Origin of the sequence: Anaerorhabdus sp., from assembly GCF_036657415.1 — a bacterium.
In the GTDB taxonomy this organism is placed as follows: Bacteria; Bacillota_I; Bacilli_A; order Erysipelotrichales; family Erysipelotrichaceae; genus Anaerorhabdus.
On the sequence record NZ_JAVXGL010000018.1, the window covers coordinates 1 to 26,652 of the forward strand.

General features: G+C 33.2%; 26 protein-coding genes. 6 read left to right on the forward strand and 20 right to left on the reverse strand.

Annotated features, from left to right (window positions below):
• Positions 1-13: 13 nt before the first annotated feature.
• From RSB60_RS04095 to RSB60_RS04130, 8 genes are all read right to left on the reverse strand, one after another.
• Positions 14-706, reverse strand: a complete 693-nt coding sequence (locus tag RSB60_RS04095; RefSeq protein WP_323380326.1) for a dihydrofolate reductase family protein — start codon at positions 704-706, stop codon at positions 14-16.
• Between the two features lie 108 nt (positions 707-814).
• On the reverse strand, positions 815-3,361 hold the full coding sequence (locus tag RSB60_RS04100) for an ATP-dependent Clp protease ATP-binding subunit (protein WP_323380325.1): 2,547 nt from the start codon (positions 3,359-3,361) through the stop codon (positions 815-817).
• Between the two features lie 70 nt (positions 3,362-3,431).
• Positions 3,432-4,559, reverse strand: coding sequence for a molecular chaperone DnaJ (dnaJ, locus tag RSB60_RS04105; RefSeq protein WP_323380324.1), 1,128 nt, complete (start codon positions 4,557-4,559; stop codon positions 3,432-3,434).
• Positions 4,560-4,574: 15 nt separating this feature from the next.
• On the reverse strand, positions 4,575-5,864 hold the full coding sequence (locus RSB60_RS04110; protein ID WP_332516531.1) for a polysaccharide deacetylase family protein: 1,290 nt from the start codon (positions 5,862-5,864) through the stop codon (positions 4,575-4,577).
• A complete protein-coding gene (dnaK, locus tag RSB60_RS04115) occupies positions 5,821-7,635 on the reverse strand; it encodes a molecular chaperone DnaK (RefSeq protein ID WP_323380322.1) in 1,815 nt (604 codons plus the stop codon). The genes RSB60_RS04110 and dnaK overlap by 44 nt, the downstream gene beginning before the upstream one ends.
• 12 nt (positions 7,636-7,647) lie before the next feature.
• Positions 7,648-8,289 (reverse strand): nucleotide exchange factor GrpE, encoded by a 642-nt coding sequence (gene grpE, locus RSB60_RS04120; protein WP_332614716.1) that lies wholly within the window; start codon positions 8,287-8,289, stop codon positions 7,648-7,650.
• Entirely contained in the window at positions 8,279-9,304 is a 1,026-nt protein-coding gene (gene hrcA, locus RSB60_RS04125) for a heat-inducible transcriptional repressor HrcA (RefSeq protein ID WP_323380320.1), read from the reverse strand. Before hrcA ends, grpE begins: the two co-directional genes overlap by 11 nt.
• 153 nt (positions 9,305-9,457) lie before the next feature.
• A complete protein-coding gene (locus tag RSB60_RS04130; RefSeq protein WP_332614718.1) occupies positions 9,458-10,150 on the reverse strand; it encodes a flavodoxin family protein in 693 nt (230 codons plus the stop codon).
• 302 nt (positions 10,151-10,452) lie between these two features.
• Between RSB60_RS04130 and RSB60_RS04135 the strand changes: the two genes are divergently transcribed.
• Positions 10,453-11,094 carry a DUF3796 domain-containing protein gene (locus RSB60_RS04135; protein WP_332614720.1) on the forward strand — a complete coding sequence of 214 codons (642 nt, stop codon included), beginning with the start codon at positions 10,453-10,455 and terminating at the stop codon, positions 11,092-11,094.
• Positions 11,095-11,099: 5 nt separating this feature from the next.
• Entirely contained in the window at positions 11,100-11,303 is a 204-nt protein-coding gene (locus tag RSB60_RS04140) for a helix-turn-helix transcriptional regulator (protein WP_323380317.1), read from the forward strand.
• Between the two features lie 24 nt (positions 11,304-11,327).
• Here RSB60_RS04140 and RSB60_RS04145 read toward each other — a convergent pair whose 3' ends face one another.
• The 7 genes from RSB60_RS04145 to RSB60_RS04175 form a co-directional block, all read right to left on the reverse strand.
• Positions 11,328-12,533, reverse strand: a complete 1,206-nt coding sequence (locus RSB60_RS04145) for a glycosyltransferase (protein WP_332614722.1) — start codon at positions 12,531-12,533, stop codon at positions 11,328-11,330.
• A 16-nt stretch (positions 12,534-12,549) separates the two neighbouring features.
• Entirely contained in the window at positions 12,550-13,320 is a 771-nt protein-coding gene (locus tag RSB60_RS04150) for an EFR1 family ferrodoxin (RefSeq protein WP_332475041.1), read from the reverse strand.
• Positions 13,321-13,323: 3 nt separating this feature from the next.
• Positions 13,324-14,802, reverse strand: a complete 1,479-nt coding sequence (locus RSB60_RS04155) for a phytoene desaturase family protein (protein WP_332614724.1) — start codon at positions 14,800-14,802, stop codon at positions 13,324-13,326.
• A complete protein-coding gene (locus RSB60_RS04160; RefSeq protein ID WP_332614726.1) occupies positions 14,799-15,371 on the reverse strand; it encodes a TetR/AcrR family transcriptional regulator in 573 nt (190 codons plus the stop codon). The genes RSB60_RS04155 and RSB60_RS04160 overlap by 4 nt, the downstream gene beginning before the upstream one ends.
• 123 nt (positions 15,372-15,494) lie before the next feature.
• A complete protein-coding gene (coaD, locus tag RSB60_RS04165; protein ID WP_332614728.1) occupies positions 15,495-15,974 on the reverse strand; it encodes a pantetheine-phosphate adenylyltransferase in 480 nt (159 codons plus the stop codon).
• Positions 15,971-16,534, reverse strand: coding sequence for a 16S rRNA (guanine(966)-N(2))-methyltransferase RsmD (gene rsmD, locus RSB60_RS04170; protein ID WP_323380311.1), 564 nt, complete (start codon positions 16,532-16,534; stop codon positions 15,971-15,973). The genes coaD and rsmD overlap by 4 nt, the downstream gene beginning before the upstream one ends.
• Positions 16,531-17,724 (reverse strand): FtsW/RodA/SpoVE family cell cycle protein, encoded by a 1,194-nt coding sequence (locus tag RSB60_RS04175; RefSeq protein WP_323380310.1) that lies wholly within the window; start codon positions 17,722-17,724, stop codon positions 16,531-16,533. Before RSB60_RS04175 ends, rsmD begins: the two co-directional genes overlap by 4 nt.
• 103 nt (positions 17,725-17,827) lie before the next feature.
• Between RSB60_RS04175 and def the strand changes: the two genes are divergently transcribed.
• The 4 genes from def (at position 17,828) to RSB60_RS04195 (ending at position 21,647) form a co-directional block, all read left to right on the forward strand.
• Complete coding sequence (gene def, locus RSB60_RS04180; protein ID WP_323380309.1) at positions 17,828-18,394, forward strand: peptide deformylase; 567 nt, start codon at positions 17,828-17,830, stop codon at positions 18,392-18,394.
• Between the two features lie 14 nt (positions 18,395-18,408).
• Positions 18,409-20,232, forward strand: a complete 1,824-nt coding sequence (gene rnjA, locus RSB60_RS04185) for a ribonuclease J1 (protein WP_323380308.1) — start codon at positions 18,409-18,411, stop codon at positions 20,230-20,232.
• An 87-nt stretch (positions 20,233-20,319) separates the two neighbouring features.
• Entirely contained in the window at positions 20,320-21,183 is an 864-nt protein-coding gene (locus RSB60_RS04190) for an AraC family transcriptional regulator (protein ID WP_323380307.1), read from the forward strand.
• Positions 21,183-21,647 carry a hypothetical protein gene (locus RSB60_RS04195; protein WP_332475036.1) on the forward strand — a complete coding sequence of 155 codons (465 nt, stop codon included), beginning with the start codon at positions 21,183-21,185 and terminating at the stop codon, positions 21,645-21,647. Before RSB60_RS04190 ends, RSB60_RS04195 begins: the two co-directional genes overlap by 1 nt.
• 47 nt (positions 21,648-21,694) lie before the next feature.
• On the opposite strand, the gene pyk is transcribed toward RSB60_RS04195, so the two are convergent.
• From pyk to RSB60_RS04220, 5 genes are all read right to left on the reverse strand, one after another.
• Entirely contained in the window at positions 21,695-23,116 is a 1,422-nt protein-coding gene (gene pyk, locus RSB60_RS04200) for a pyruvate kinase (protein ID WP_323380305.1), read from the reverse strand.
• A gap of 10 nt (positions 23,117-23,126) precedes the next feature.
• Complete coding sequence (pfkA, locus tag RSB60_RS04205) at positions 23,127-24,089, reverse strand: 6-phosphofructokinase (protein ID WP_323380304.1); 963 nt, start codon at positions 24,087-24,089, stop codon at positions 23,127-23,129.
• A 60-nt stretch (positions 24,090-24,149) separates the two neighbouring features.
• Positions 24,150-25,070 (reverse strand): ATP-binding protein, encoded by a 921-nt coding sequence (locus tag RSB60_RS04210; RefSeq protein WP_323380303.1) that lies wholly within the window; start codon positions 25,068-25,070, stop codon positions 24,150-24,152.
• A gap of 1 nt (position 25,071) precedes the next feature.
• Positions 25,072-26,280, reverse strand: a complete 1,209-nt coding sequence (locus tag RSB60_RS04215; RefSeq protein WP_332475034.1) for a DnaD domain protein — start codon at positions 26,278-26,280, stop codon at positions 25,072-25,074.
• Between the two features lies 1 nt (position 26,281).
• Positions 26,282-26,652, reverse strand: a 371-nt coding sequence (locus RSB60_RS04220; protein WP_332614733.1) for a dephospho-CoA kinase, incomplete at its 5' end; no start/stop codon positions are given.

Sequence of the window (26,652 nt, forward strand, 5' to 3'; positions counted from 1 at the left end):
CAATCTTTCAATCTTAGTGATTATGAATTACTTCATAGCGCAAACGAACAAATGAATTCTCAAGTTGTTGACATTCAATTAAACGACAAGCACTTAGTAAACTTAGTTCATTTGTGGTTGTAATACTTTCTCCATCAATCAAGGTACTTGTATCCTTACCCCCTACAAGCAATGGTGCTACTACAACATCAATGTAGTCAAAACATTTTTCTCTTAGAAACAAGCCATTCATCTTTCCACCAGATTGAATCGTTAGTCGATTAACATGATAGACTGTTTTAAGTCGATGTAATATGTCCAATACATTAAATTCATCTTGTAGTTCTACCTTCACATTATCCAAACTCATTGAGATTGCAGGATGATTTTTATTAGTTGTAACAATAACCACTTGTTTTAACCATTTACTAAGATAACTAATTCCATCTTTTGTAAGATGTGGCTTATTATCAATTAAAACAAATGAGACAGGTGTCTTTTTAGGCTCATTGGTTTTCAAATTCATACCAACCTTTGCCATAACTCTTCCAGTATTTAATGACCATAAGTCTGTACATTGTTCTAAATCATAGTATTGTTGAATACCTTCTTTAACACCTTCAATCGTTCTCCAATCCTTATCTGAATCTAGCATGTCACTATTTCCACTTGTAATTTTTCCATCAATTGACATTAACATAAACAACGTTGTAATTGGTTTTTCCATTTCTTTTACCTCACTAAGTAAAGTTTATCAAGATAATTTCAAATTGCAATAATCGTTTAAATTATCACAATCAAAGAAAAAAATCATCCCGAAGGATGATTTTAAAGCTTAGCGAATAACATAATTGTCATTTTCAACATCGACAATAAATGTTTTGCCTTCTAGATTTTGTTCTTCAAGAATCTTTCTTGCAAGCAATGTTTCAATTGAACGTTGAATATGACGTTTCATTGGTCTAGCACCAAAAACAGGATCAACACCACATTCAATAATTTTTGCTTTACATGCTGTAGTAAATTCCACTTTGATATCACGATGTTCTAGACGCATTTCTAATTCATGTAAGAATTTATCTGCAATCTTTACAAGTGTGGTATCACTTAATGCATTAAATACTACAATTTCATCAATACGATTCACAAATTCTGGTTTAAAGTATTTTCCTACTTCTTGTAAGTAATGTGAGTTTCGCAATTCTTTGTCTTGTTCAAACGCATATTGTGCACCTAAGTTACTTGTCATGATAATTAATGTATTCTTAAAATCAACTGTCACTCCTTTAGAGTCAGTAATTCGACCATCATCAAGAATTTGTAATAAAACATTGAATACATCTGGATGTGCTTTTTCAACTTCATCTAATAATACAATTGAATAAGGTTTACGTCTTATCGCTTCTGTAAGTTGTCCTCCTTCTTCATAACCAACATATCCTGGAGGAGCACCAATTAGACGTGACACACTAAATTTTTCCATGTATTCACTCATATCAATACGAACGATTTTTGATTCATCATCAAATAATTGTTGAGCAAGTGCTTTGGCAACTTCTGTTTTTCCTACACCTGTTGGGCCAAGGAATAAGAATGAACCAATTGGTCGATTCTCATCTTGGATTTGAGCTTTGGAGCGAAGTATTGCTTCAGTGACTAATTTTAAAGCATCCTCTTGTCCCATAACACGGTTTCCTAGTATTTCCTCTAGGTGAAGAAGTTTTTGGCGTTCAGTAGCCATTAGTTTGCTTACTTCAATATGTGTCCATCTCGATACAATTTTCGCAATCATTTCTTCATCAACAATTTCTTTTAACATTCGGTTATTGTCAACAACAGAAGCTTGTTTAATTTTTTCTTCAAGTTCTGGAATTTCTGAATATCTTAATTTACCAGCAAGTTCTAGATGACCCTCATTTTCAGCATTCGCAAGTTCACGTTTCTTGCGTTCTAATTCTTCTTTGGCGTTTTTAGCATCATCTAAACGTTTCTTTTCATCTTTCCACTTTTCTTCAAGAATGCTAAATTCTTCTTTCACAGTTGAAAGTTCTTTTTTCAATTCTTCTAAACGTTGTTTAGATTTATCACTTTTTTCCTTTTTAAGTGTAGTCGCTTCAATTTCAAGTTGCATCTTACGACGATTAAGTTCATCTAATTCCGTTGGCATTGAATCAATTTCAACACGAATTGATGCACAAGCCTCATCGATTAGATCAATTGCTTTATCGGGTAAAAAACGATCTGTAATATAGCGATGTGACAATGTTGCTGCCGCAATAATTGCTTCATCTAAGATTTGTACCCCATGATGTGCTTCGAATCTTTCTTTTAATCCACGAAGAATAGAAACTGTATCTTCAACGGATGGTTCATCAACTTGAATTTTTTGGAAACGTCTTTCTAATGCTGCATCTTTTTCAATATATTGGCGATACTCATCATAAGTTGTTGCCCCAATACATTTCAACTCACCACGTGCCAACATTGGTTTCAATAAATTTGCCGCATCCATTGAACCTTCTGTTTTCCCAGCACCTACTAAGTTATGAATTTCATCAACGAATAAAATAATATTTCCATCTGCCTGTTTAACTTGTGTTAAAACTGCTTTTAATCTTTCTTCAAATTCTCCACGATACTTAGCACCAGCAATAAGTGCACCCATATCGAGTTCAATAACCTTCTTATCTTTCAAACCAAAAGGTACATCATTACTAGCAATACGATGGGCAAGACCCTCAACAATTGCTGTTTTACCAACACCTGGTTCTCCAATAAGAACTGGATTATTTTTTGTCTTTCTTGATAAAATTTGAATAATTCGACGTATTTCTTCATCACGTCCGATGACTGGATCAATCTTACCTGATTTAACATCTTCTACAAGATCTCTTCCATATTTTTCTAATGCATCTAGTTGGTTTTCCATATTCATTTCTGTCATCTTTGTCCCACCTCTTCTTTCTAGTTCTGCATTTTCAATTTGTTTTTCTGTTATATTTGTAACTCTTAAAATTTCTTTTGACACTTCAACATTCGTATTTAAACAACCAATGAGAAAGGCAACCGTACTCATATAACTTTCTTCATGTTTATTACTCCATGTCATAGCTTTTTGGTACGCATCATAAACATTCTTACTCATTCTTGGTTCTGGTTGAATATCAACACGTGGAAGTCTATCCATATATCGATTGATAATTGTAAGTAATGTTTCTTTTTGAATATTTAATCTCTTCCATAATCCATCTAACCCATCATCAACAACCAGTTCGTGAAGTACATGTTCAATACTTAACTCACTATTCTTTAATTCTTGGCTTAGCTGTACTGCTTGCGATAATATTCTTTGTAATCGTTCTGTCATTTTTTCAATATTCATAAAACCCTCCTTTAGCACTTATAGATACAGAGTGCTAATACAACTGTTTTAGAAAGGGGTCAATTGACCCCTATTTAAATGCCTTCTTAAACTTTTCAAAGACAGTTTCTTTGCCACTTTTCTTTTGTAAGTCTTGAAGCTTTTTATAAAGTTCTTTCTCTTCTTTCGACAACTTTTTATTTACTTCTACTTGGACTTCAACATATTGATCTCCTGTTGAACCTCCACGCATATCTTTAACACCTTTGTCTTTAAGACGGAATTTAGTTCCACCTTGTGTTCCAGCAGGAATTGTAAGTTCTACATCACCATATACTGTTGGTACATCTACTGTGCATCCAAGTGTTGCATCAACACTTGAAATAGGAACTGAAATAGAAATATTCTTTCCATCACGAACAAAGTAATCATGTTTCTTCACTAATACTTCAATGAATAGATCTCCATTAGGTCCACCATTTTCTCCACGTTCACCTTTACCTTGAACACGTAGTTGTTGACCTGATTGAATACCGGCAGGAATTTTCACATCAACGCTAACACGCTTATGTTCATATCCTTTACCACCACATTTACTACATTTACGTTTAATTGTTTTACCAGTTCCATTACAAGTTGGACATACTGATTGTGATTGGAAAACACCAAATGGTGTACGTTGTTGTGTAACTACTGTTCCACTACCACCACAAGTAGGACATACTGCAATATCTTCTTTGCTATGGGCACCTGTTCCTAGACACTCACTACAAACTTCATCAACACCTAGGTTAATTGTTTCTGTTTTACCAAAGATTGCGTCCATGAACTCAACCTTCATTTGCATGAAACGATCTTGTCCTTTACGTGGACCATTTCTTCTCGCTTGGCTTTGTCCACCAAAACCACCAAATCCTCCACCGAAGAAAGATCCGAATATATCTTCAAATCCTCCACCAGAGAATCCTCCAGCGCCACCAAATCCAGCAGCACCATCCATTCCCGCATGACCAAATTGATCATATGTTGATTTCTTTTGAGGATCACTTAACACTTCATATGCTTCATTGATCTCTTTGAACTTATCTTCTGCACCTGCATCTTTGTTCATATCGGGATGATATTTTTTAGCTAATGTACGATATGCTTTTTTTATTTCTGCATCACTAGCACCTTTTTGTAGTCCTAGGACTTCATAGTAATCTCTCTTATTTGCCATTTTTCATCCCTCCTCTTAGTTTAAATGATTAATGTATTGAGCCATTCCAGCTCCTCCTGTCACACGAATTCTTGGAAGTTTTAATTGATCCATACTTGGATTGATTTTTCCGAATTCAGTTGTAAATGCTAATTTAGTACCCGCGTCTTTCATAATTTGAATCGCATTGTCGTTAACGTCACCAAATGGATAACAGTATACAAATCCTGCATCTACATATTCATACGATTGGATTGTATCTTGGACTCCTTCGTCATGACTGACACACAATAGTCTACCACCATGACCCATACCAGAGCAACCACCTTGGTGCATTAAGAAGCTATGACTTTGAAGTTCTAGACCATCTTCACGCATTTCTACAAAATCATACGGCAAGATTGGATCTAACCATCCACCGATTAAGAAGAGTGTTGCATTAATACCATACTCTTTGAGAATCGGATAAGCATACTTATGGACAGAGGGATCCCCATCATCAATTGTAAGTGCATAACTTTTCACAGGAATTTGACCACGTTCTTCCATAAAATATTGAACTTCTCGCATCGTTAATGAAGTATATCCATTATCTACAAGATATTTGCATTGCTCATCAAATTCATTTACTTCCACAAAATTTACATCACCGCGTGTTTCACCATTAGCCTCACTATAGAAGAAATGATACATCATTACAGGAAGTGTTGTTGCAAGTTCTTGGGTTTCAATCGCTATTTCTTTTTCGCTTTGTACATCATCTTTAGAGATATAATAAATTCCATTTTGAATCAATACGCCATAACGTGAATCATCTTCACTTGGTTTTACATAAACTGTATATACATCACTACCTAAACGATTAAGTTGGTTCTTTCCATCGTCATTGGTTAATGTATAAGAATCTTTCGTTGTGATTTCCAAACCATATGGTACTAAATGTGTTTGATTTTTAAACCATCGATCAGCTGGTTGAACATCACTTTGTTTCACCAGCCATGAAGTTCCATTGATTAAAATTTTATCTTGAATTGCATCACTGTCTGCAATATCTAAATAAATTCCTTCTTCAACCGTTCCACCTTCAACAAGTTTTCCATCAACATAAACATAAAGTGGCGTTGGATTTGTTGTCTTTACTTTTATATTTCGATATTTATTTTCAACAGTTTGCGTATCATCTGTTTTCGTCTGATTTGGCTCATCATCTGTTTTTGATTTACACCCTGTTAAACTAATTAGGCAACAAAACCCTAGGATTACACCTAGGATTTTGTAATATTTAATTCTTTTCTTTGAAGTCAGCATCGACAACGTTGTCATCATTTGCAGCACCAGCCCCAGCATTATCTTGAGGGTTAGCGTTTGCTTGTTGTTGATACATTGCTTGAGCCATATCATTTGCAGCTTTTTCTAATTCTGACATCTTAGTTTTTAAAGTTTCGATATCATTATCATCAATTGCTTTTTGTAATTCATCGCGTAACTTCTTAACTTCTTCTTTTTGTTGCTCAGTTACATTTGCATTTTCAGTTTTTAAAGTTTCGTCAATTTGGTTAATGAATTGTTCAGCTTTATTTTTTGTTTCAATTTCATCTTTACGTTTTTCATCTTCTACTTTGTGTTCTTCAGCTTCCTTAACCATCTTTTCGATTTCAGCATCACTTAATCCGCTTGATCCAGAAATTGTAATAGATTGTTTTTGGTTGTTGCCTTTATCCAATGCAGATACATGTACGATACCATTAACGTCGATATCAAATGTAACTTCAATTTGAGGAATACCACGACGTGCTGGTGCAATTCCTGATAATTGGAAATTACCTAAAGTCTTATTGTCGTTAGCCATTGGACGTTCACCTTGTAATACGTGAATATCAACAGCTGGTTGATTATCTGCAGCAGTAGAGAATACTTGTGATTTAGAAGTAGGAATTGTTGTATTTCTTGGAATCAATACAGTCATAACCCCACCCATTGTTTCAATACCTAATGATAATGGTGTAACATCTAACAATAAGATATCTTTAACATCACCAGAGATAACTCCACCTTGGATAGCAGCTCCCATTGCAACTACTTCATCTGGGTTTACTGATTTATTTGGTTCTTTTCCTAATTCTTGACGAACGATTTCTTGAACAGCTGGAATACGAGTAGATCCACCAACTAATAATACTTGATGAATATCATTTTTTGTTAATCCAGCATCTTTTAATGCTTGACGTACTGGTCCAATTGTTCTTTCAACTAATGACTTTGTCATGTTGTCAAATTGAGCACGTGTTAATGTAGTTTCAAAGTGTAATGGTCCACTAGCTCCAGCACTAATAAATGGTAAGCTAATTTGCGTTTGAACCATACCTGATAAATCTTTCTTCGCTTTTTCAGCAGCTTCTTTTAAACGTTGAAGAGCCATACGATCTTGTTTTAAATCAATACCGTTTGCTTTCTTGAATTCTTCAACCATCCAGTCAACCACAACATTGTCGAAGTCATCTCCACCAAGTTTGTTGTCACCAGCAGTTGCTAATACTTCAAATGTACCATCTGCTAAGTCAAGGATTGAAACATCGAATGTTCCTCCTCCTAAGTCGAATACTAATACTTTTTGTTCTTGATTTGTTTTATCGATACCAAATGCTAATGCTGCTGCAGTTGGTTCATTAATAATACGTTCTACTTCAAGACCAGCAATTTTACCTGCATCTTTTGTAGCTTGACGTTGTGCATCATTGAAATAAGCAGGAACAGTAATAACTGCCTTATCTACTTTTTCGCCTAAATATGCTTCAGCATAACTCTTCATGTATTGAAGAATCATTGCACTGATTTCTTGTGGTGTATATTGTTTTCCTTCAAGTGTTACTTTTTCATCAGTACCCATTAAACGTTTGATAGAACTAATTGTATCTTTATTTGTTACAACTTGACGTTTTGCCGCATCACCAACAATTCTTTCTCCATTTTTGAAAGCTACTACTGATGGAGTAGTACGGTTTCCTTCTGGATTTGTAATAACTTTTGCTTCATTTCCTTCCATAACTGCAACGCAGCTATTTGTTGTACCTAAGTCGATTCCTATGATTTTTCCCATAAATTTTTCCTCCTAGTCGCTAACCTTTACCATGCTAGCACGCAATATGCGATCTTTTAATTTATATCCTTTTTGAAGTACTTCCACGACCATTCCTGGTTCTATACCTTCAACATGTTCTGCCATTAGAGCTTGATGGAAGTTGGCATCGAATGGTAACCCATTGGCTTCAATTTCTTCAACACCTTCTTTATGAAGTGCATCCAATAATTGATTGTATATCATCTCAACACCTTTACGATATCCTTCAGTTTCTTCTGTAGGTGGTGTTTGTAATGCTCTTTCTAAATTGTCTATTGCTGGTAATACATCCAACGCAAAACTTTGAATACGATATTTCTTTGCTTGTTCAAATTCACTTTGAAGACGTTTACGCATATTTTCTGTATCAGCATATGCTTTTGCGTAATCATTTTTAAGTTTATCAATTTCTTCTTTTAGTGAATCAATTAATTCCTTTTCATGAATCTCTGGTTTTTTATGCTTCATCTCTTTGTGTTTGTCATGTTCATCATGTGGATGTCCATGTTCACCATGCGGATGCTCATCATGTGGATGTGGTATATCGTGTTCCTCTTTTACCTCATCCTGATGCTTGTCACATGTACAAACCTCTTCTTCACATTCACAATTTTCTTTTTTCTTATCTTCCATGTTTTCCTCCACTTCCATAGATTTTTTCAATCGTGCTTGACACATATTCTAACAATGAAGTAACACGATCATAATCCATTCGTGATGGACCAACAATCATCAGTTGTCCTTCTTCATTATCACTCACTCTAAATTTACTTGTAACTACTGCAACATCATCTAGCCACATAAGTTCTGAGCCATCTTGTGTCTTAACAATAAGTTCTTGTGATTGCTTGCCTAATTGTCGCCACAATGTATTGTTTTCCATCATTGTCATCAATTGTTTTAATTTTTCAATATCAGAAAATTCTGGTTGATATAATAATTTATTTTGCCCTGAGAAATAAATATTCTCACTTGCAAACTTCATAAATGCTTTTACAAATGCTTGGAATAATATCTCATGACGTTTAACGTTTTCCGAAAGTATCGGACGTAAAGCTTGCATCTTATCAACTACATCTTGAATATAAGTACCTCTTAACCGATCATTTAAAATACTGCAACAATGTTCTATATCTTCTAAAGAAACATCATCTTGGAAATTAAATGTACGATTTTCAGTGTATCCACTATCTGTTATAAATACACATACAGCACTTCTTTCGTTGATTGGAAATATTTTAATATGTTCCAACCGCTGCATCGATGCATCTGGTCCTAGAACTCCTGAAGTAAGATTTGTCATTTGTGATAACATGTTACAACTTTGCTTAATTGCTTCATCTAAATTCAACTGACGATCACTAAACAATTCCTTAATCGCAACCTCCATCTTTTGATCCAATTTAACTTCAAGTAAATTTTCACAATAGAACTTATATCCTTGTGTACTTGGTATACGTCCACTTGATGTATGTGTTTTTTCTAAATAACCGAGTTCTTCAAGGAATTGCATATCATTTCGAATAGTTGCACTAGAATAAGGTAGTTCATACTTTTCCATTAAAGTCTTAGACCCCACTGGTTCAGCAGATTGAATAAATTCATCCACGATTGCCTTAAAGATATCAATTCGACGTTGTGTAAGCATGACTCCACCTCCTTTTATTAGCACTCTTTCTCAATGTCTGCTAATAGAATATCACAACATTTTAGCACTGTCAACAAAAGTGTGCTAAAATATTATGGCTTTTTTCACATAATTAAAAAAGCCTTTATAATAGGCTATTTTGAATATATTTTATCACTTGTTCCAAGGCCGAATATTATCTGTCCACCCTTTTTCCTGCCAATAAACTCTATCAGCTTCATTCCATCCTTTTCTTTGTACAATACGCATAACTGAGAAAAAAGCTTTTGTTTTGAGTGTTGGCTTTATTTTGCCATAATTTCTCTTGATTTCACTTGCTAGGTTGGTTGTTTTCTTATCTATTTTTCCCTTTATCTTTTCACTAATGCTGTCCCAAGATACCGCAAATACAGCGACTCCTAATTTATACGTTTTCGCAACTCCCCAAAAGAAAGTACTATCAGCCATATCTTTATTTGTACTTTTCATACCCGCTCCTGCTGCAGTTGAAATACAAACTGCTTGTTTCGAAAACATACGCTCATTTGGACGATGAACCATCCACTGATAACCATAATGATCCAATAAGACCTTCATAGCACCTGACGCATGATACACATAAACAGGACTAGCCAAAATAATGACATCTGCCTTATTGAGTGCTTCTGTTATGGGATTGAGTCTTTCTCTGTGTGGACATAATAATTCTGATTTTCCAAAACAAGTATTGCATCCTACACAAAAAGAATCAAAATCTCGTGGTAAAAAGAATTCTGTAATTTCACCTTCGAGTTTATCCGCTAACTGCTTTGCAATATGATACGTCGAACCTTTATGATTTTGTCCATGGATGATTGTAATCTGCATAATTAATTCCTCCCTATACTACTGTACTAAGTATATACTATTTTCATTTATACTTTTAAATTTCCTTAATTCCATTGCTTTATCTTATTTATTGCAAGTTTATGTTCCTTGTAAATTAAACCTTTAATGCTTGATATGCTTATTTATCATCACTATTTGTTAACAACTCGACTTGTTCTTTAATATTCATACACTTTCCTCTTTAAATTATTATATTACTTTACACAGTTACTATTGACAACTTTATGGAATGTGATATATTTGTATCATCAAGTGACAAATATATCACTATGGAGAAAATTATGAACAAGAAAAAAATGAAAAACCTTATATTAGGTGGATCCATTATTATTCTAATGTTACTCGCTTCTGTTGGGTATTCTGTGCTCTTCAACGACTCTCGTCTTGTTGAACCTACAAATTTATCAACATATTCTTTTATTATCCAAGATACACCCATGCTTGTATCTGGATTATTATTGTTTGGCTATGTTATTTACCTTGTAATCGAAATAACGAAAGTTGTGTTTAAACAAAAAACAATTGATACAAATCATACACGTTTTATTTCTTCAAAACTGGGATATCTTGGATTCTTTGGTTTCTTGGGCTTTTTAGGATTTTGGACCTTCTCCATTGATAAAACTATTTTCCCATTCTTCTTCTTTGTATTTTTTGGTTTCTTTAGTTTCTTTTATGAAGGTAAATTATCCAATGTCCTAAAAGATGAATTGTTCAAAGAGAATGAAACTAAAGCTACTATCCAATCCTATAAAACAGGTTTCACTTTAATGTTTATTATGATTTGGTTAATTGGTATGGGCTTATTTAAAAGAAATACTGAATGGGCAGCAATATTCATGATAATCACTGTTTCATGTATTTATGCCTTAATTCTATTCCTAAGTAAATACTTGCTTTATAAATATGAAACACAGGATTAAAACTTATGGAAAATGAATTCATTTGTAATCTAAAAACATATCGTACACTAGCTGGGTTAACTCAAGAACAACTAGCTGATTTAGTAGGAGTTCGTAGAGAAACGATTATGCGACTTGAAAAAGCACAGTATAACCCTTCACTAAAACTTGCGATAGATATTTCAAGAATTGTAAAAACACCAATAGAAGATATCTTCATATTTAGGTAAAAGGGAATCTCCACGATTCCCTTTTTAACTGTTTAACCTTTTCTCTATTAATTGAATTGTTTTCCCAAGTCCATCTTCTAAATTCATCTTGTTTGACAGTTCTAAAACATTACTCTTATAAAACTCATAATTATTATCCAATTCGCGAATTGTATTAATTAATACTTCTGTATTTAATTCACTTGCTTTTATAGGTTTAGTGCCTACATCCAAGCGATAGAGATGATTTGCGAAAGATAACTGATCAAGCACATGTGGAATTGGAATAGATGGTATACCATAATACATACTTGAAGCAGTTGTACCAAAACCACAATGATGAATAACTGCATAGCCTTGCTTAAATAACCAACTATGTGGAACCGAATCAATCGCCATCATTGTGTCTGGTAGACTTACTTGTTTCATCGTTTTATTAAATCCTTGAATGATTGCACACTTATTCATTTTATTGAATGCTTCCATGAAACAATTTAATTTATCGATCTCCTCGGTACTTTCAAAAGACATTGCCCCCAGTGATAAAATAATTGGTTTATCTCCCTGTGCTAAAAAGGCAGAAAGTTCTTGTGAAGGAATATAATTTTCTTCTTCTAAAAACCAATAACCCACTATCTTATTTTTATCAGCCCAATATGGATTAGCTGCTTGAACATATTTACTTATTGGAATTAAATTCAAAGTTTTAGACATCACTTGATCCATTGATTTTACTTTCTTAAGATGATACTTTTTCCTTATTTTATTATACGGCTTTGCCATAAAAGGATTAATTAAAGAGGCAACTAGTTTATCTGTAAATGTTTTCTCTTTCTTGTCTAGAGGTAACATCTCAGTTTGAAGTGTAACATTAACTGTTTTAATCCCTAATGCTTCAGCTTCTGCTGCACCCATTTGGCTATGTGAGACAATAATTAAGTCTTTGCCTTTACAATACTTGTAAATTTCATCCGTTGAATTTTGAATAAGCTTAAATACAAAGTTCATTGTTTTCAACATGCTCAACATTGGATTTTTGCTCTTACCTCGAATCTTTGCAGCTTCATCTTCAATACTAATGTCTGGCCCTATACTTACAAAGTTTACACCATGGCTTTCAACTAAGCTTTGCCAACATGGATGTGTACCCAAAACTACATCATATCCATGATTCATCAATTCTTTAGATAGCACCAAATATGGTTGTACATCACCACGAGTCCCCATTGAAAACATTGCAATTTTTTTCATACCCTCTCTCACAATTCTAGTAATAATCTTTACTATGATGTTGCTGTATTACTTTAGAACCTAGTAACGTTATTGCTTGTTTTGGACATTCATTTACGCATCGATAACAAAGTGTACATAAACCCTTTTGCGAAACTGTAGAATTTGTAAACATCAGATTTTTCATAGGACATAATTTTACACATTTACCACAACCAATGCATTGTTCTACATTTATTTTTAATTTCGATGAATATTTTTTAGTTTTATGTCCAAACCATAGACGTTGCCCAAACAATCCAATCAATTGATTGATTTTACTTAATCCTTCTTGTGTTGGTAATCCACCTTTTACTTTGTTTGCAGCGAAAGATATCTTTTCATTTGTTTTTGCTATGATTTGTTTATTTTCTTCATGTGATTTCTTTAACACTTTCTCATCACATATACTATCAGGCATCAACAAATGTAATCCTCCAATAATTTCTGGATTAACTTCCTTCAACACACGTGCCGCCAAACCAGACCCATCACCACTAAATAATCCCATCGTTGTCATAATGAATAGTGATTTTCCTTTAAACAACATTTTGTTCTCAACTAGAAAATCCTTCATAATTTTGGGTAGTGAGCTATAGAATATTGGATAGCCTAATACAATAAAATTATTCTCTTGTATTTCCTTTATACAATTTTTGTCTTCAATCGAAACACAAATTGCATTAGCGTCAATTTCTGATACGAATTTCTCAATACAAAATTTTGTATTCCCTGTGCCACTAAAGTAAATCCCTACAACTTTTCCCATCGTTTATTTCCGTTTACTTTCTATATCTTGAATAGTTTGTATCGCAAATTTTCCTTGAACAACTGCTACTGGAGTTCCTCCAGGTGTCATTTGCCACTGACTTGCAATAATCAAGTTTTTTATTGGTAAAACATTATTCATAATATTCATTTGTTTATTGTTTGGTGTCATTGCATATGCCATAAAGGATCCTTTGTATGCATTAACATAATTAACATATGTTTTTGGAGTTACCACATCTAACTCTTCCAAATCAGTTATTTGAGGAACTGTTTCAAGAACCATTTGCTTGAATTGTTCTACTATTTCTTGTTTGAATAATTTATATTCTTCTTCACTCATTTTTTCTACTTGCGTGAATTGTGTTTCATCCGTAATTACATTAACTTGAACCACTGTTTTACCATTTTGAATTAGCGTTGGTTCATATCCAAAGTGTTTGATTCCTAGGCTTGAATATTCTTTTCCTAATACTTTATAAGGTTTTACTTGAAAAAACGATGTTTGAGTCATTTCACTTAAATCTGCATTTGTTCTATAAACTGCAGTAATCAAACTACATGTAGGATTTTTTATTTTATCTTGATCACGTTTTATTATTTCATTAACCTCATATTTATTCTTTAAAAGATGACTTGTTAAATGATGAATATCTAAAGCACTAATAATATAATCCGCTTCATGAATTGTTCCATCGCTTAATTGTATTCCAGATACTAATTCATTTTTTACAAGTATTTCCTTAACATCACTATTTAAATATAAATTTCCACCCAGGCTTATATATTTTTTTTCTATTCTTTCAATTAGTGGTTTTGACCCTCCTTCTGGTACGCCACTATTTTTTATAGTTAGTCCACCCAATGTAATTATTAAAGATGATGCACTATAGTTATCTGGAATCGTTGCACTAGAGAAAAAATATTTTAATTCTTCACTCTCAAACTGTTCACTAAATTCCTTGATTGAAATCGCTCCATATTTATTCATCATCTTTATAAGTGGAAGCATTTTCATTCCATAACTTATACCTTCCATCATTGTCCATAAATGAAATGGTTTCTTTGAGGGTACTGAACCAAAATTCATACTTATTTTAATATATTTTATAAATTCTTTGATTATTTTTTTATCTTTTTGAGTAGCATATCGATTTAATTCTTCTGTCAATTTTTCAATGTCTGTCCACATGTTTATTTTATGTCCATTGATATTTACTTCATAAAAAGAGTCACCATCATATACTTTAACCGTATCATCTAAAGCTCCTATTTCGTGCCATATTTGATTAAGATCACCATGTTTAGACTCAGTTAACCAATGAATACATCCTTCAATATAACTTCCTTTACGCATCCATCCTGTACACAAACCACCTGTGTAATTATTTTTTTCATAAATCTCAACTTCATATCCAGCTTTTCTTGCATATATTCCAGCTGACAATCCAGCCAATCCTGCACCAATAATAATAACTTTCATTTCTTTTCCTCTTCATTTCTATAAATTAACATTAGTGCTTTAAATTGAGTTGTTAAGTGCTCTACAATTTCTTCTTCACTAATTTGAATGTGATTAACATTTAATGCACATGCAAGTCCATATGTATAAATTGACATTTCTGTATGGTAATTTTTCGCATCATTTATCGATAATTTATAGTTCTCTACTAAGATGGTTTGAATTTCTTTTTCATTTACATCTTCAAATAGGTTGCCTTTATTTTCTTGTGGTTGCATATAAAGATATTGAAATAGTCCTTTATGTTCTTTCGCAAATTTAATAAATCCTAATCCTACCGCCAAATAAGAAGCATAGCTTGTCTCATTGAGATAATAGTTTACACATCTTTTATAAGTAATCTCAGCTTCTTTTTTAAGTTCCTCTTTTAGATCATCCATACTCTTATACTCTGAATAAATAGGTTGTGTTGAACAGTTCAATTCACATGCCAAACTTCTTGCATTTAAGCCACTAATACCTTTAGTTTGTATGATACTCAAAGCACCTTTCAAAATTTTTTCGCGGTTAATTCTTTTTACCTTTGGCATAAATCCTCCTAAATATAACATTTGTTATATAACATATGTTATATTATAACTATTTCAGCAAAAATATCAATAAAAAAATCCTGTTATTTAATATTTAAACAACAGGACTTCATATTTATTTGTTTATTTACGTAATTCTTGCAAGACAAAATCACTAATTTCACTTGGTATAAACTTACTTATATCGCCACCGTTTATAGCTATTTCTTTAGCTACAGAACTACTTAAGAAAGAGTATTCCGGTCTTGCGACAAAGAAAATAGACTCAATTTCATCATTCAACATCATATTAGCTGTAGCTTGTTGAAGCTCATATTCATAATCTGCAACTGCTCTTATTCCTCTTATCAATGAAACTGCACCTAACTGTTTGGCAAAATCAACAGTTAACCCTTGCCCAATCACAACCTTAACATTTTTCAAATCCGCCACACATTTTTCAATCATTTCTTTGCGTTCTTCTTGTGAGAACGTTACTTTTTTCTTTGGATTAATCATAATTGTTACATATACTTCATCAAACATTTTACTTGCACGACGAATAATATCTAAATGACCATTTGTAATCGGGTCAAAACTTCCTGGATAACATGCAATACTCATACTGACTCCTCTTTTTCTTTAAAGATTACTATTTTAGTAATACCATAATTTAATTCTTTTTTCTTATTGAATGATTTAAATTCTTCCTTCACTTCTTCATCCTTCAGTGTTTCTGAGATAACAACTCCATCTTTATTCAGTAATTTATTTTCATCGATAAACGTAAGGATATCTGACACTGATATCTTTGAATACGGCGGGTCCAAATAGATTAAATCAAATTTTCTATTTTGTGATACACATTGTTGAAGAGCACGATTATAATCCATTTTAAGACATAATGTTCTTTCTTCTTCCTTCAATGCCTTAATATTTTCTTGAATAACCTTGATTGCATCATAATTACTATCTACAAATATTCCAAAATCCATTCCCCGTGATATACATTCTAGACCAATTGCTCCAGAACCTGAAAAAAGATCCAAAACAATACCCCCATCAAAATAAGGTCCAATTGAAGAAAATACACCTTCTCTTACTTTATCTAATGTTGGCCTTGTATTCTCTCCTGGAAGAGTTTTTAAAATACGTGAACGATGCTTTCCTGCAACAATTCTCATTCAATTGCACCTGTCCTAAATCCTGAAATAACGGCTTGTGAAACACCTATCGCAACCATGATAGCCATTGTACTTGATCCTCCATAGGAAATCATCAATAGTGGTACACCTGTTAATGGTATTAAACCAGTTACGCCACCTACATTCAATACAAAGTGAAATAAGAGATACATTGCCGTACCAATTAAAATAACTCTTCCTTTTTCACTCTTCATCTTGAATGCATATTTAAATAAATGATAAATAATAATACCATAAAACACAAATATAATTAGAAATCCCAAAAATCCTAATTCTTCCACAACAATTGCTAGGATAAAGTCAGTATTAGCCGCTGGGAAGTTAGTATACTTACGAACAGAATTTCCAAATCCTACCCCAAAAAAACCACCTGAAGCAAAGGAAACAAGTCCATTGACTAATTGATAACCCGTTCCATATTTATCTGAGAATGGGTTAATTGCTGAAGTAATTCGAGATTTTTGATATTCTTGTAATGGTAAATGTTGGATAAATTCAGCTCCAATTGGACTTAATAAAAAGACAACACCAACCACCGCTAAAATAATCAGCCAAAAAATTACTTTCTGCGATTTTACAAGTTGCGGGTGTTGCGGTATTAAAAAAATAACAAACGCAATCATCGCCATAATTGCTGCTGAACCAAAGTCTGATTGAAGAATCGCTACAATCAATACAAACATTCCTATAATAATTACAGGTGTTTTTATTAATTCCCAATCGGTTGGTTTCTTACTTTTTAAATCACATAGATATGCTGCCACAACCAACATGATTGAAATTTTTGCAAATTCTGAAGGTTGAATAGTTACTTCTCCACCTGGCATTGGAATACGAATCCAAGCTTTTGCTCCCCCTACTGAAGAGAAAGCAAGTGGAACAATTAAGAAAACAAACGTCGCAATGACAATTAAAGAAATATTATCTCTTAGTCGTTGAAACGTAAATATTTTTGCTACAATAAGCATTGCAATATATCCTACAACAGTAAATACAATCTGTTTAGCGACAACATTCACCAAATACATTGTATTTCCGGCAGCCAATCCCATAGAAGCGCTAGTTATCATAACTAACCCAAATAACACAAGGATAAGAGTTGAAAAGTGAATATATCGATCATATAGGTGTGGCATTCTTAACGCGCCAGATTTTTTTTTCTTTTCCACGATTTCACCTCTTAAAATATTTTATCATAAAAATAGTACACTTTTAGAACATTTATCTTTAAAAATCTCAAAAATTTGGTAAAATAGAATATGAGGTTTTAATATGGAAATAAATAATAATACAATCATTAAAGATAATGACCCCAAAATAAGAGATAAATCTTTTGTAGTTTCTCTACCCTTAATGCAAGAAGATAGAGAACTTATGGAAGATATGTTAAGATATGTTAAAGAATCTACTATTCCTGAGATAGCTGAGGCAAAGAATTTACGCCCTGCTGTTGGAATTTCAGCTATTCAAGTTGGTGTACCTAAACAATTAACTGCAATTGTGTGCACAGATATTGATAAAAATGGAAATGAAGTGCATTATGAATATGCATTAGTAAATCCTAAGATAATCTCTTACTCTGTCCAAAAAGCTTACCTTGAAGGTGGTGAAGGCTGCTTATCCGTTGAAAGTGTTCATGAAGGATTCGTACCTCGTCATGCAAGAGTTAAGGTTGAAGCTTACGATATGTTACAAAATAAAACTATTACAATACGTGCCCATGGTTATCTTGCAATTGTTTTGCAACATGAAATTGATCACTTCTCTGGTGTTCTATTTTACGATACGATAAACAAAGAAAACCCTTTTGAACCAATTCCTGGTGCACAAGTAATTTAAGAAATGAGGATAAAATGAAAGAAACAAATTCAAAATCGTCTAAATCACGAAAACAAAAACAAGTAATAGACGAACAACAAGTAGAAAATAAAATATATAATCCATCGACTGATACAGCAATCTATGCCTTAGGTGGTCTAGGTGAAATTGGTAAAAACATGTATTGTGTTGAACATGATAATGAAATTATTATTATTGATTCGGGGATTAGATTTCCTGAAGAAAATTTATTAGGTGTTGATTACGTTATACCAGATTATAGTTACATTGTTAAAAATCAAGCTAAAATTAAAGCATTAATTATTACCCATGGTCATGAAGATCATATTGGTGGTATACCTTTCTTGCTTCAAACATTACGTTTTGATAAAATCTATGCGCCTAAATTTGCGGCTGCATTAATTAATAAGAAATTAGAAGAAAGAAAACTTACAAAAGCTTGTAAGATTGTGGAAATTAATGATGAAACAAGAATATCCACAAAGAATTTTTCAGTTGGATTCTTTAATACTGTACACAGTATTCCAGATTCTCTAGGTGTTTTAGTAAATACACCTAATGGACGCATTGTTCATACTGGAGATTTCAAATTTGATTTAACACCCATCGGTTCTAATTCCGATTACCAAAAAATGGCTTATATCGGTCAAATTGGCGTTACGATTTTATTGAGTGATTCAACCAATTCTGGTGTATCTGGATTTTCTATATCAGAAAAGAAAGTAGCACAAGCAATTCTTGAACAAACTCGTAAAACACCTGGACGTTTACTTGTCTCTACATTCGCAAGTAATGTATTGCGTGTGGGACAAATTCTAGAGGCTGCTGTAGCGTGCGGAAGAAAAGTTGCAGTATTTGGTCGTTCAATGGAAAACGTTGTTGAAATTGGTCAAAAACTAGGCACAATCAAAATTGATAAGAGTCATTTTATTCAACCACACGAATTAAATACATTACCAGCTAATAAAATTTGTATCGTTTGTACAGGTTCCCAAGGTGAACCATTAGCTGCATTAAGTAGAATAGCAAATGGAACACACCGTTTTATCAAGATTATTCCTGGTGACACAGTTATCTTCTCAAGTAGTCCTATTCCAGGGAATACCACAAGTGTTGGTGCTGTCGTTAATCAGTTGACTAGAGTTGGAGCGAATGTTCTTGTGAACTCACCTCTTACTTCATTACATACAACAGGACATGCTTCACAAGAAGAACAAAAATTAATGCTTCAATTGATTAAACCTAAATACTTCATGCCAATCCATGGGGAATATAAGATGTTAGTTCAACATACAGATACCGCCGTAGAAACTGGTGTACCTAGAGAAAATTGTTTCATTTGCAGTAATGGCGATCGTGTCATTATGCGTAATGGAGAATGTTTCCAAAGTGATGAACGTATTCAAACAGATGATATCTATGTTGATGGAAATGACATTTCTGGATTATCAACATCTGTAATCAAGGATCGCCAATTACTTGCGGATAACGGTTTAGTTGCGGTAATTGTAACAATTGATTCTCGTTATAATAAAATCTTATGCCGTCCAAATATTGTCAGCCGTGGATTTGTATTTATTAAAGAAAGCCAAACATTATTAAAAGAAGCAGAATTAGTTGTCTACGATTCACTCAAAAAACGAATGGAGCAACGTACAACATTTGGCGAACTTAAAAATTGTATTCGTGGTTCATTAGAACCATTCTTATACAAGAAAACAAATCGTAATCCAATTGTAATTCCTGTTATCCTAAATCAAAAAGCAGCCATGCAAGCTATGCAAGCCGCTTCAAGAAAAAATAAATCAACAAAAACAAAGGAAGCTAGTGAAAACTAGTTTCTTTTTGGCTTATCCAAGCAGTACTTAAAATGAGATGAAACACCTATGAATGAATGTTAAAATAAACACACGAAAGGAAAATATATGGATTGGAATAATAAATTAACACTAATAGTTGACTATGTAGAAAATCACCTTCAACGTACCGAAGAAGAAATTGATACTGATGAAATTGCGAAAATCGCTGAATGTTCTTTTGATTTCTTTCAAAAAGTATTCTCATACATGAATAAAATCAGTTTCAGTGAATATGTTCGTGCCAGAAAGTTAACACTTGCTGGGTATGAGTTAAAAAGTTCACCTATTAAAATTATTGATTTAGCCTATAAATACGGTTACGATTCCCCTACTTCTTTTACAAAAGCATTCAGTAAATTTCATGGTGTATCACCAACTGAGGCTAGAGAAAATCAAACAAGCTTAGTTGTATATCCTAAAATGAAAATAAATGTCAACGAGAAGTATTCATGGAGTTTACAAACTAAACCTTCATTTCGACTTATTGGTAAGATGACCATTATATCATGTGAGAATAATCAACATTTTGAAAAAATTCCTGGATTTTGGAGTCAATGTTTTAGAGATGGAACTTTTTCAAAATTACTAAGTTTAAATGATGGGTCAATTAATGGTGTATTTGGTCTTACTGTTGATTTCGATTATGAAGAAAATTCACTAACTTATGCCATTATGACAAATTCTACAACATTGAATCTTGATTCATTCGAAGAATTAATCCTTCCTGAACATACTTGGGCAGTATTTGATTGTTATGGTGCTATTCCTAAGGCAATCCAAGATGGTTGGCGTTATTTAAATGAAGAGTGGATTATTCAATATCCCTTCAAACATGCGGAGAGTCCTGAATTAGAATGGTATGGCGAAGGAAATACATTTAGTGATTCTTATCATAGTCAAATCTGGATTCCAATCTTAAAAGATGAATAATGGAACATTTAGTATATTGCGATAACACTGGTAAAAAAGGCGAACGAGAGTTAGATCTAATTTTAGACAAGAAAAAAACAATGGTGATTCGAGGTGCTGCTGGCCGCAAGATTCCTCATAGCCGTGTCTATGAAAATGAAAAACTCTACTTCATTGAAAAAGGCACCAAACAAATATGCGCTAAAGCAACAGTGAGTAAAGTTGAGAATTATATTAAATTGAGCGATGATGAAATTAAATTATTATTAGAAAAAAATCAATCGCAATTACAATTGACAGAAAAGCAAAAAGAACGTTGGCACCGAAAATGTATTTGTCTTGTGACATTAAAGAATATTGAGGCAATTACACCACTACAATTTAGCCATCAATCAAATATGGATGATTGGTTGATTCTTAATAAAATAGAAGATGTAGTTGTTGGAACAAGTATAGATTACAATTACGATAATGCAAAATTTTAAAAATACAAAAATAAAAAACATCAAGAACCCTTGATGTTTTCATTTGCTTATTTTACTTCAATAACTTTCATCATATTTGCTGAACCTTCACCTGTAGGATAACCAGCAGTAATTATGATTAATTGTCCTGGTTTAATTCCATATGCTTTAGCAATTGTACATGCTAATTCATCATCATTTGTAAGTTCATTATGTACATCAGATAGAATTGGAGTAACTCCCCAATAGCTTTGAAGTTTTCTTTGTGTACTTTTTGTAAATGTAACTGCCAAGATAGGTACACATGGTCTAAATTTAGAAATACGACGAGCTGTAGTTCCACCTTGTGTAAAGGCAACAACGGCACCTACATTTTCAAGTGTTAATGTAGCATCTGATACAGCAATTCCAATCGCATCTTGTATTGTTTTCTTACTTGAAGTTTTAGATAAATCTAAACGTTCACGGTAAGGAATGATCTTTTCAACTGCTTCAGCAATTGTAGCCATCATTGTACATGCTTCAACTGGATATTCACCCGCAGCACTTTCAGCAGATAGCATAACTGCATCACTACCATCAAGTACAGCATTTGCTACGTCACTTGCCTCAGCACGTGTAGGACGTGGATTTGCAGTCATTGAATCTAACATATGAGTTGCAGTAATAACTGGCTTACCAATTCTGTTAGCCATTTTTATAATTTGTTTTTGGTAGATAGGAACGAATTGAGTTTGAACTTCGACACCTAAATCTCCACGAGCAACCATAACTCCATCAGCTACTTCAAGAATTGATTCAAGGTTATCAAATCCTTCTTGATTTTCAATTTTCGCAATGATGTTAATTGTTGGTTTACCCATTTCAATTAAGATTTTACGGATTGATTGAACATCTTCTGCACGACGTACAAATGAAGCTGCGATGAAGTCGTAGTCATTTTCACAACCAAAACGAATATCCGCATCATCTTTAGCTGAAATAAATGGCATTGATAATTTAACACCTGGTACATTACATCCCTTTTTAGTTTTGATAGGACCTGATACTTCAACACGACAAGTTAATTCTTCGCCATTGTTTTCAAGTACAGTTAATTTCATTTTACCATCATCAATTAAGATATAGTTTCCTTCTTTAACATCATCAAATAATTCAGGACATTGAATATGGAAACGCTCATGGGTACCCATTATTTCTTTCTTACATACTTTTACTACTTCACCTTTTGTATAATTTTCTATACCATTTTCGAATTCCCCTAAACGAATTTCAGGTCCTTTAGTATCAAGCATACACGCAAGATTGATTCCAATACGATCTGAAACTTCACGTACCATATCTAATCTACGTTTGTGTCCTTCATAAGTATCATGTGAAAAGTTGAAACGCACGATATTCATTCCACATTGTGCTAATTTTTCAACCATTTCTGGTGTTTCACTTGCTGGCCCGATTGTACAAACAATCTTTGTTTTTCTTCCGATCATATTCTTCCTCCTAAATTAAACGATCAAATAATCGATATAAATGTTTTCTTGATGCTTTTGGTCGTGTTAAGGCTTCATCAATTGGCACAGAGATAATCTTATTATCGATTATACCTACACAATGACCACCAATATCATTCATTAGTAAGTCAACTGCTTTTTCGCCCATTCTTGAAGCAAGGATACGATCCGTTGGAGTTGGGCTTCCACCTCTTTGTATATGTCCTAAGACAGTTGCTCTTCCAGAAAACCCAGTATTTTGGGAAATCTTACGAGCTAAACCATCTGCATCAGTAATTTTTTCTGAAATAATAACAATTGCATGATTTTTCTTTGCCGCTGTATCTAGGTAACGAATTTTTTCTAATACATCAATTTCATCATAGCCAGTTTCTGGTGTAATCACAACTTCTGCCCCACAAGAAATTGCCGTGTAGACAGCTAAATCACCGCAATGATTTCCCATTACTTCCACTACTGAACAACGATGATGCGAACTTGATGTATCACGTAGTTTATCAACCGCCTCTACACATGTGTGTAACGCTGTATCAAACCCAATTGTAAAGTCTGTACCGGGAATATCATTATCAATTGTTCCTGGTAACCCTATACAGTTAATTCCTAATTTAGTTAATGCTTGTGCACCACGGTAACTTCCGTCTCCCCCGATAACTACAATCGCATCAATGCCGTTTGCCTTTAATTGACTCACAGCCATGTTTTGTACTTCTATATCTTTAAATTCTGGTAAACGGGCAGAACCAATCTTAGTTCCTCCACGATCCAAAATATCAGATACACTACTCTTTGTAAAAGTTTCAAATGTTCCGTCAACTAAACCACGAAAGCCATCACGAATCCCGACAACTTCAATTCCATTCGCTAACGCAACACGAGTCACCGCACGAATTGCTGCATTCATACCTGGTGCATCGCCACCGGATGTCAAAATACCAATCTTACGTACCATAACTGCCTCCTTTATAGCCTCATATATTCTACCATTATTCATTACTAAATGGAATGGAATTTATTCATGATTTCGACGATTTTTGCCTGGAATTAAGAATTCCTTACTTAAGGTACGAATACGTTCTAAAATGCGAACCGCTTTCATTTCTTCTTGCTCATTTTGTTTTGTATTTCTAAAATGATTTTCTAAACTTTTAAAGTCCTCATTTGAAGTAAACCAAGTAATCTTTTTTTCTTCCATACGTTTATTTAAAATTGGGAATAATAAATCATCACGAACCCAAGGAGTCACACTCTCAGCACCGATATCATCAAATACTACAAAGTCTGCTCGTTTGATTTTTCCTATTTCCTTATTCATCGCATCCATATCATCAAAACTACCCTTCATGCGGCTAATCCATTCAGGCACATTGACAAATGCAACTGTCTTTGCTTTTCTAGCGAAAAAATTAGAAGCACATGCTGCGATATAAGTTTTACCAACCCCAACCCCACCATAAAGGTATAGACCTTGTTCTTTTGGATTTTTTAACCATTCAACTACTTTAAGCAACGCATCAAAATATTCTTTGCTTTCACCTCGTATTTGAATATCTTCAACTTTTATGGTATGAAAATTCTCAGCCAAATCACAAACAACATAACTCTTCATATGTGCACGCTCTTTGTTTTCTTTTAATTGATAACGACAAGGTCGTAAAACTGGGGTCAATAAACCATTCCACTCTAAATCAAGCCATTGACCACGCACTGGTTGAGCACATGAATTAAGTCCATGACATTCCTCACAAGTCATTTTCACTTCCAACCATTTATTAAATTTAATTGGATATTTTTCTACAAGCTCAACTGAACATTTATTTTCTCTCAAAAAATTCAAAATCTGATCATTCTTCTTCAATTGCTGAATTAATGGATTTGTTTGAAGTTCATTGTGTTTAGAAAACTGCGGAATCTCAAATTGTACTTGTTTCATGTTATTCCCCCAATCCTTTCAATTTCCTTGCGATTTCTTCTTCTTCCTCTTCACTTATGATATTTAAAGTTTCTTCTTTTTCTTTGGCTTTCATTTTCTCATAGTAATCAGGTAGAACATCTTTCTTTTTACTTGGTTGACTCTTAAATGCTGGTGTTTTCTTCGTTAATGCCATAGCTTGTTCTTTTGTTGTTACTTTTTCTCTTACCCATGTTGTCGCAATAACTTCTACAAAACGTTTCGTCAATCTGTTTTCATTGATATTTAGAACGTAATCAATCAATACATTTACAACTTCAGCAGGCAATTTCAAATCTAAATTCAAATATTCTAACAACTTACGATCAACCGATGCAACTGGTGCACCTTCTTGACGAAGTTGTAAGAAGGCAACTGGTGGTAATAAGTATGGATCTTTTGTCGTTGTAACTTCATCGGGATTTTGTGTAGAGCATATCTTTTTAAATCGCTCAACATCAAATGTATTGGTTGAATTATTTATACAACGTCCAATTAATACCCTAATTTTACTTACTGATAAACCATAAAGTGTTGCATACTCTCCGATAATTTGTAAATTCTCTTTTGTTCTTGTCTCTATTGGAAAAACAATAGAACTTGTTGTTGCGAATAATTCTTCATAATTGAAATTATTACGCTGATTATGTTGATCAGAGAAATTAAAATTAGGTTGTATCTTAGAAAACTGAACTTCATTTTCAGTATCCCATGTTGTTAATAGATTTTTATCAAACTGTTCTGATACATCGCTATATCCATGTTTATTCGTTTCTTGCTTCATAACTTTTGAACACGTTAATTCATATTGTTTTTGCCCAATAAGTTTACATAAATATCTTGAGTAAAAATCATGTTTCATGAATGCTTGAGCACTCAGTGGTGGATTCACAATATAAATATATGTATCTTTATCGTTATCTGTTTTCACAAAAGTTCTTATTAAGTAAAACTGTTCACATTTCTTTCTTGCTCTTTCAATTGTTGGTATATCCATATTCATGATGATACATAATCTTTGATGAGTTTCTAATGTTTTTTGATTACTACCCTCTGTACAACATGTTAGATAAAATACTAATGCTTCATGTCCTATAATTGGTTGATATAAGGAAATAAGTGAAGTCATTGAACTAACATTCAAATTTTCAACCGTTTCTATACGATATGTGTCTTTTGGTTTTAGTTGCATTTTAGTTCTCCTCCCTTTTTCTTATCCAATTATTGATTTGTTCTTCTAGTTCTATCACCGTATCATCATTATTAATAATTGTCATCGGTATAATAGAATTAATTGTTATTTTTTGATTTTCCAAACGTTTAACCGCATCTTCCCTATCCATATTACGATAGGTAACAAGTCGTTCAATCGCAACTTCATCCCTTGTTTTTACAATCATACATTCATCAAAATATTTATCCCACCCATTTTCAAAAAGTAATGGAACCTCTGCAAAAAAGATTGTTTTTTTTTCATTCTCCATTGCGTAAAGAAGTTGAGGTAATAAATAATGATAAATTAGTTTTTCGAGTTTCTTTTTCTTCTCGTCTTCACTGAAAATAA

Excerpts from the sequence above, each read along its gene's own strand:
- RSB60_RS04095 (WP_323380326.1), bottom strand. The coding sequence starts at position 706 with ATGGAAAAACCAATTACAACGTTGTTTATGTTAATGTCAATTGATGGA.
- RSB60_RS04100 (WP_323380325.1), bottom strand. The coding sequence starts at position 3,361 with ATGAATATTGAAAAAATGACAGAACGATTACAAAGAATATTATCGCAA.
- dnaJ (WP_323380324.1), bottom strand. The coding sequence starts at position 4,559 with ATGGCAAATAAGAGAGATTACTATGAAGTCCTAGGACTACAAAAAGGT.
- RSB60_RS04110 (WP_332516531.1), bottom strand. The coding sequence starts at position 5,864 with ATGATGACAACGTTGTCGATGCTGACTTCAAAGAAAAGAATTAAATAT.
- dnaK (WP_323380322.1), bottom strand. The coding sequence starts at position 7,635 with ATGGGAAAAATCATAGGAATCGACTTAGGTACAACAAATAGCTGCGTT.
- grpE (WP_332614716.1), bottom strand. The coding sequence starts at position 8,289 with ATGGAAGATAAGAAAAAAGAAAATTGTGAATGTGAAGAAGAGGTTTGT.
- hrcA (WP_323380320.1), bottom strand. The coding sequence starts at position 9,304 with ATGCTTACACAACGTCGAATTGATATCTTTAAGGCAATCGTGGATGAA.
- RSB60_RS04130 (WP_332614718.1), bottom strand. The coding sequence starts at position 10,150 with ATGCAGATTACAATCATCCATGGACAAAATCATAAAGGTTCGACGTAT.
- RSB60_RS04135 (WP_332614720.1), top strand. The coding sequence starts at position 10,453 with ATGAACAAGAAAAAAATGAAAAACCTTATATTAGGTGGATCCATTATT.
- RSB60_RS04140 (WP_323380317.1), top strand. The coding sequence starts at position 11,100 with ATGGAAAATGAATTCATTTGTAATCTAAAAACATATCGTACACTAGCT.
- RSB60_RS04145 (WP_332614722.1), bottom strand. The coding sequence starts at position 12,533 with ATGAAAAAAATTGCAATGTTTTCAATGGGGACTCGTGGTGATGTACAA.
- RSB60_RS04150 (WP_332475041.1), bottom strand. The coding sequence starts at position 13,320 with ATGGGAAAAGTTGTAGGGATTTACTTTAGTGGCACAGGGAATACAAAA.
- RSB60_RS04155 (WP_332614724.1), bottom strand. The coding sequence starts at position 14,802 with ATGAAAGTTATTATTATTGGTGCAGGATTGGCTGGATTGTCAGCTGGA.
- RSB60_RS04160 (WP_332614726.1), bottom strand. The coding sequence starts at position 15,371 with ATGCCAAAGGTAAAAAGAATTAACCGCGAAAAAATTTTGAAAGGTGCT.
- coaD (WP_332614728.1), bottom strand. The coding sequence starts at position 15,974 with ATGAGTATTGCATGTTATCCAGGAAGTTTTGACCCGATTACAAATGGT.
- rsmD (WP_323380311.1), bottom strand. The coding sequence starts at position 16,534 with ATGAGAATTGTTGCAGGAAAGCATCGTTCACGTATTTTAAAAACTCTT.
- def (WP_323380309.1), top strand. The coding sequence starts at position 17,828 with ATGGAAATAAATAATAATACAATCATTAAAGATAATGACCCCAAAATA.
- rnjA (WP_323380308.1), top strand. The coding sequence starts at position 18,409 with ATGAAAGAAACAAATTCAAAATCGTCTAAATCACGAAAACAAAAACAA.
- RSB60_RS04190 (WP_323380307.1), top strand. The coding sequence starts at position 20,320 with ATGGATTGGAATAATAAATTAACACTAATAGTTGACTATGTAGAAAAT.
- RSB60_RS04195 (WP_332475036.1), top strand. The coding sequence starts at position 21,183 with ATGGAACATTTAGTATATTGCGATAACACTGGTAAAAAAGGCGAACGA.
- pyk (WP_323380305.1), bottom strand. The coding sequence starts at position 23,116 with ATGATCGGAAGAAAAACAAAGATTGTTTGTACAATCGGGCCAGCAAGT.
- pfkA (WP_323380304.1), bottom strand. The coding sequence starts at position 24,089 with ATGGTACGTAAGATTGGTATTTTGACATCCGGTGGCGATGCACCAGGT.
- RSB60_RS04210 (WP_323380303.1), bottom strand. The coding sequence starts at position 25,070 with ATGAAACAAGTACAATTTGAGATTCCGCAGTTTTCTAAACACAATGAA.
- RSB60_RS04215 (WP_332475034.1), bottom strand. The coding sequence starts at position 26,280 with ATGCAACTAAAACCAAAAGACACATATCGTATAGAAACGGTTGAAAAT.